This is a genomic window from uncultured Streptococcus sp. (assembly GCF_938036805.1).
GTDB lineage: Bacteria > Bacillota > Bacilli > Lactobacillales > Streptococcaceae > Streptococcus.
Map to the genome: position 1 here is coordinate 1 of NZ_CALHWC010000121.1, position 5,981 is coordinate 5,981.

A 5,981-nucleotide genomic window follows, 5' to 3' on the forward strand; every position below is an offset into this window, starting at 1 on the left:
CTATCTATACGACTACTTGCAAAATAAAGATTTTAAAATATGACAAGCTGAAAATTCTCTCGGTTTGTCATATTTTTTTGAATTTTTTACGAATATAAAGATAAAGGAGAAAAATTATGTTTGAAGAAATAGTTGAAAAATTGAAGGAATACAAGATTTTTGTTGGGCTTTCCTTGCTGGGAATCATCTTTGCTGGCTTTTTCTTGCTGAAGGGAAACGCTCAGCCACAGAATCAGGTCAGTGCACTGGCTCAGGAAGTGGTCACATCAGCTTCATCTGAAACCAATGCAGAAAAAAGAAGTGCTAATCAAGAAAAAATCAACTCAGAAAAGGATATGGATTCAGAGGAATCTGAGGAAGAAGTCACCGTTGATGTCAAAGGTGCTGTCAAAAATCCAGGAGTTTATCAGTTGCAGGCAGGAGCGCGTGTGCACGATGCCTTACAAAAAGCAGGGGGCCTACTGCCAGATGCCGAGTCAAAATCTATCAATCAAGCTCAAAGATTAACAGATGAGGCGGTTGTTTATGTAGCTAGAGTCGGTGAGGAAGGGGCAGATGTGACACAAGCTAGTCAGACGCCCGCTGGAAATGGAGAAACGGCAAAAGGGAAGTCTGGCTTGGTCAATCTCAATACGGCGACCGAAGCTGAACTTCAGACAGTTTCAGGCATCGGTCAAAAGAAAGCGCAAGACATCATCGCTTATCGGGAAGCCAATGGCAAGTTTAAGTCAGTAGATGAGCTGAAAAATGTTTCAGGAATTGGTGCAAAAACCTTAGAAAAGTTAAAAGACTATGTCACAGTGGATAAATAAATTTCCCATCAAACCCATCTATTTTTGTCTTTTGCTGGTGCTGACCTACTTTGCAGTTTACACAGGCAGTCTGCCAACTTATCTAGGTTTGGCAGTCCTTCTTGTTCGGCTCTTTTGGCTTTATTCGACTAGAAATAGTCTGCTTGTTTTGGTGTTCTTGAGTCTCTTTACAGGATTTTTCCTATTTCGGAGAGAAATGGCTAACCAAGCCTTTCAAGATGAACCGAAAACCATGTCTGCCATTGTGATGAAGCCAGATACAATTAAAGTCAATGGCGACTCGCTTTCTTTTCGTGGCTATTCCAATGGTCGAACTTATCAGGCCTTTTATAAAATCCAGTTAGAAAAGGAAAAAGTCGCTTTTCAAAAGCTGAGCGATCAACTGCTTTTGGAGATTGATGGAGATCTTAGTTTAGCAGAAGACCAGCGCAATTTTTCAGGCTTTGACTATCGGGCTTATCTAAAAACGCAGGGGATTTACAGGATTTTGAAAATCAATCAAATCAAGTCCAGTCAGCATTTTAGCAGTCTTAATCCTTGGGACTGGCTGTCGGTTTGGCGGAGAAAAGCCTTAGTTTACATCAAAGAAAACTTTCCTAGTCCCATGAACCATTATATGACTGGACTCTTGTTTGGCGATTTGGACACAGATTTTGCTGAGATGAATGAACTTTATTCCAGTCTGGGAATTATCCACCTCTTTGCCCTATCTGGCATGCAGGTCGGCTATTTCATGGACGGTTTTCGCAGGATTCTCCTCAAATCTGGTTTGAAAAGAGAAACCGTCGATTGGATACAGCTGCCCTTTTCCTTCATTTATGCGGGTTTGACGGGCTTTTCAGTATCGGTTGTGAGAAGTTTAGTGCAAAAGCTGCTCTCGCAGTTTGGTGTGACTAAGCTGGATAACTTTGCTTTAACGATCATGCTCTTAGCCATTTTCATGCCCAATTTTCTATTGACGACGGGTGGCGTTCTTTCCTGTGCCTATGCTTTTGTCATTTCGGTCATGGATTTTGAGCATTTACCTCCCGTGCGAAAGGTGCTGGCAGAAAGTCTGACTATTTCACTGGGGATTTTGCCGATTCTGATTTTCTATTTTTCCGAATTTCAGCCCTGGTCTATTCTGCTGACTTTTCTATTCTCAGTCGTTTTTGATCTTTTTATGCTTCCAGCCCTGACCTTTATTTTTGCCCTATCGCCTCTTTTGAAAATTACCCAGGTCAATGCCTTGTTTGAACTGCTGGAAGGGCTGATTCGTTGGACGGCGTCTATTTCCTCACGGCCAGTGGTTTTTGGTCAGCCATCTATCTGGATGATGCTAGGTCTACTCATCACTCTTGGTTTGCTTTATGATTTTCGTAGACAGAAGAAAGCCTTAATCTTACTCAGCTTGGCTCTAGCTCTGCTCTTTTTCCTCACAAAGCATCCCTTGCAAAATGAAATTACCGTCATTGATATTGGGCAGGGAGATAGCATTTTCTTGCGCGATTGGCGGGGGAAATCTGTTCTGATTGATGTGGGTGGTCGAGTGGAGATTGGCAAGAAAGAAGCCTGGCAGAAACGGGTTTCTTCGACAAATGCAGAAAAGACCTTGATTCCCTACCTGAAAAGTAGGGGAGTTAGTCACTTGGATGTGCTGGTTTTGACCCACACCGATACCGATCATATGGGCGATATGCTGGAAGTAGCCAAGCATTTTTCTATAAAGAAAATTTATGTATCTAAGGGAAGTTTGACCCAGTCGGATTTTGTGGAGAAACTGGAGCGGATGCAGACGAGAGTCCATGCGGTAGAAGTGGGAGATAGCCTTCCAATTTTTGATGGATCTTTGCAGGTTCTCTATCCTGAGGATACAGGCGACGGTGGCAATGATGACTCTGTCGTTTTGTACGGGAAGTTTTTTGGAACTAGCTTTTTGTTTACGGGAGACTTAGAGGAGAATGGCGAAGCTACCTTGATGCGGCGTTTTCCGCAACTCAAGGTGGATGTTTTAAAAGCAGGCCACCACGGTTCTAAGGGCTCCTCTAGCCCAGAATTTTTACATCAGCTTCAGCCCCAAATTGCCCTCATTTCTGCGGGTAAGAATAACCGTTACAAGCATCCCCATCAGGAAACTTTAGACAGATTTGAGAACATTCAGACACAGATTTTCCGAACAGATGAGCAGGGAGCCATTCGCTTTAGTGGCTGGGATTCTTGGCAGATTGAGACTGTAAAGTAAGGCTCTGTTTCCTTGCTCTGATAGCGAGCTAGGGTTAGCTTACCTTGATTTCGAGCTAAAATTATGATACAATGACTCTGTTAATAAAAATTTGGAGGAGATGTCTATGTTTTCTGCTTATAAAAAATTTTGGACTCGTTATGCAGACTTTAGTGGTCGTTCAAGCCGTTCTGATTTCTGGTGGGTTGTCCTATGTAATTTTTTAATTACCCTACCATTTTCGTTGATTGCCCTTTTTGGTTTTCTCATTCCGCTTTTTAGTGAAGTTTATTATGCAGGGCTATACGATTATGAACCAGATTTTTCTGGAGCTATGGCTGGCGCTGGTTTTGCTGCGTTCATAATGTTCTTGCTTGCTATCTATGGATTTGCAACTATCGTTCCTAATCTTGCTATCACTGTTCGTCGTCTTCGTGATGCTGGTTTCCATTGGGCATTTATTTTTCTCACTGTAGGACCATCAATAGCTTCCTTCGTTCCAGTTTTGAATATCATAGCGGCTTTGGTTTCTCTGCCATGTGGTATTGCTCTGATTGTCTTGCTTTGCCAAGCTAGCAAACCAGCTCAGCAAGTTAAAGGGGCTCCTTATGGTCAACAAGGATTCCAAGGTCAGCAATTTGGTCAAGCGCAACAACCGGTTCAAAACCAACAGTTTGCTCAGCCTGGATTCCAAGGACAACAACAGCCGACACAAAACCAACAATTTGGTCAAGCTCAACAGCCAGCTCAAAACCAACAGTTTAGTCAGCTTGTTAATCAAGAGCAACCATTTGGCCAAGCACAACAACCGGTTCAAAACCAACCATTCGGTCAGCCTGCTAGCCAAAGTCAACCAGTTGCTCAGCAAGAAGCACCAGCTCAGAATCCAGAATTTGGTCAGCCTCAGCAACCTTTTGGTCAGAATCAAGTGAACCAGCCAACTCAACCGTTTGCTGCTAGCCAATACCAAACTCAAGAGTCAACTCAATCAGCATTCTCAGCATCAGTTTCAGAACCAGCTGAATCAGTTCATTCAGTAGAAGCTCATCAGTCTCAAGCTGAAACTGCAGAACAGGCTCTGGGAACTGCTTCTGAACAAATCACTAACTCAGAGTCAATCTCTCAGTAAAATCTATAAGATGTCAACCCTAGATAGTTTCAACCTATCTGGGGTTTCTTTGTCATGTTTGAAATTTTTGTAACCAAAATGACTTTCGATTCGTTATACTAGTAGAAAGGGGGATGAATAGAAAAATATTAAATAGAGAAAAGTAGTTTTAAATGAGAAGTAGCAGCTGCGAGCTTTGGATTAGAAAGACTTTTTACTATTATTCTGCTTTTTAAAGGAATGCAAGTGAGGAGAGATTTGAGGAGAAGTTGTGGGGAGGTGAGATTATCAAACTGGATGAATACGAAAACATCTTGATTGGCTTTGCCCGAGAGATTGTTTTCTACTTGCAAAAGTCAGGAGCTTCTAAGGCCGAGGCAGAAGATGTGGTGCAGGATGTTTTTGTCAAAATGTTAGAGACTGATCTGGTCATCCCAGCAGAGAAGATGCGAGCTTGGATGTATCGGGTTTCCATTCGCCGCTACATCGATCGCTATAGGCGCGATCAGCATTATCTAGAAATTTTGCAAAAAGAATTTTTCAAACAAGATGTGATTCAACCATTTGAAAACGACCATTATGAGCTGCTAAGGTCGACGATAGAAGAGCTGTCAGCTAGGGAAACAGTGCTTTTAGATCTTTATTATTTCCAAAATTTTACAGTAAAGGAAATCGCTCAAATTATGTCGTATTCTGTAAGTAAAGTGAAAGTACAACTCATGCGTAGCCGAATTAAGCTCCGCCATAAATTGGAAAAGAAAGGATATAAAAATGGAAACATTTGAAATTTTAGCGAAGAAAAGTAAAAGAAAACGACTTTGGAAGACAGTTGCCATCAGTAGCCTTGTTTCCTTAGCTTTATTGCTTTTACTAGGGAAGGGATTGATAGAATTAGCCTCTAGTAATGGTCGAAATTTGCAGAAAGAGTATGAAGTTATGTCGGAAATCGCCTACCCTAATGTTGACTATGACAGTCTTTACTACACTCAAAATTCTTTGTTTTCAGGAATCTTACATTCTGATCGTTTCAAGGATTTAGATGGAGTGAAGGTGGCTTATCCTTCCTATGAGGGAAACTATTCACTCATAGGTGCTTTTAGAGATCCGACTGCGGAAGGAACTTATTTGTCTCTCTCAGGAACCTATACGCGAACCCTGCGTCAAAAATATCCGGTCTTCTACAATATTAATGCTAAAGGAACAATAGATACAAAGCGAATCCCTCAAGAACTTGCTTCTGTCAAAGAAATGCCGAATCAATTGGTGGAAGTAGCTTTGACTTTTGATAAAGCTTATACCTATAAGGAAATCCAGCAGATGATACCGAACAATCTCAAAATCAACTGGTACTGGATTGGCAGTCAGTCAGAAGATGTTGACAATACTGGGGCATTGCGCACTGATCCTAAGACGACTTACGGAGCTAACGCTGGTCTTCTCTTTACTTATGATTCAGATGTTAGAAAGAAGGCAAAAGAGGCTAAGAAAGAGCAGCAGACTTTCTTGGATTATCTGAAAAAGGCAGATAAAAATCTTTTCCCAAGTGTTAGTGGGTACAACACGTACAATGATGTGGAGTCCTATCTCAAGAAATTTGGTCAGCTAGATATTCGTGAAGCAGAAAATCGTGATCAATTAACTTTCTCTGGTGTCATCTTGACTGGAAAAGCTGAAAATTTTGCTCAATTAGAAGATAAAGAATGGATTTATGCTTCCAGTATTGGTGCTTCCGTTCCCAATCAGCCTTACTATAAGCTAGATAAGGAATAATTGACAAAAAATGTGTAAAAGGCTTGCATTTTCAGTGAAATTTGATAAAATAGTAAGGAAAGTTAGACTGTATTGCCTACTGTCTATCTAT

The 5,981-nt window shown here is 41.3% G+C and carries 5 protein-coding genes; all 5 read left to right on the forward strand.

What is annotated here, in order from left to right; all coding sequences use genetic code 11:
- Window positions 1–116: 116 nt before the first annotated feature.
- The 5 genes from Q0191_RS04835 to Q0191_RS04855 all read left to right on the forward strand — a co-directional run bounded on the left by Q0191_RS04835 (window position 117) and on the right by Q0191_RS04855 (window position 5,890).
- Window positions 117–812, forward strand: coding sequence for a helix-hairpin-helix domain-containing protein (locus Q0191_RS04835; RefSeq protein WP_297664322.1), 696 nt, complete (start codon window positions 117–119; stop codon window positions 810–812).
- On the forward strand, window positions 793–3,033 hold the full coding sequence (locus Q0191_RS04840) for a DNA internalization-related competence protein ComEC/Rec2 (protein WP_297664323.1): 2,241 nt from the start codon (window positions 793–795) through the stop codon (window positions 3,031–3,033). Before Q0191_RS04835 ends, Q0191_RS04840 begins: the two co-directional genes overlap by 20 nt.
- Window positions 3,034–3,139: 106 nt before the next feature.
- Complete coding sequence (locus Q0191_RS04845; RefSeq protein WP_297664324.1) at window positions 3,140–4,141, forward strand: DUF805 domain-containing protein; 1,002 nt, start codon at window positions 3,140–3,142, stop codon at window positions 4,139–4,141.
- Between the two features lie 293 nt (window positions 4,142–4,434).
- Window positions 4,435–4,905, forward strand: coding sequence for an RNA polymerase sigma factor (locus Q0191_RS04850; RefSeq protein WP_297664328.1), 471 nt, complete (start codon window positions 4,435–4,437; stop codon window positions 4,903–4,905).
- Window positions 4,892–5,890 carry an anti sigma factor C-terminal domain-containing protein gene (locus Q0191_RS04855; protein WP_297664326.1) on the forward strand — a complete coding sequence of 333 codons (999 nt, stop codon included), beginning with the start codon at window positions 4,892–4,894 and terminating at the stop codon, window positions 5,888–5,890. Before Q0191_RS04850 ends, Q0191_RS04855 begins: the two co-directional genes overlap by 14 nt.
- Window positions 5,891–5,981 lie beyond the last annotated feature (91 nt).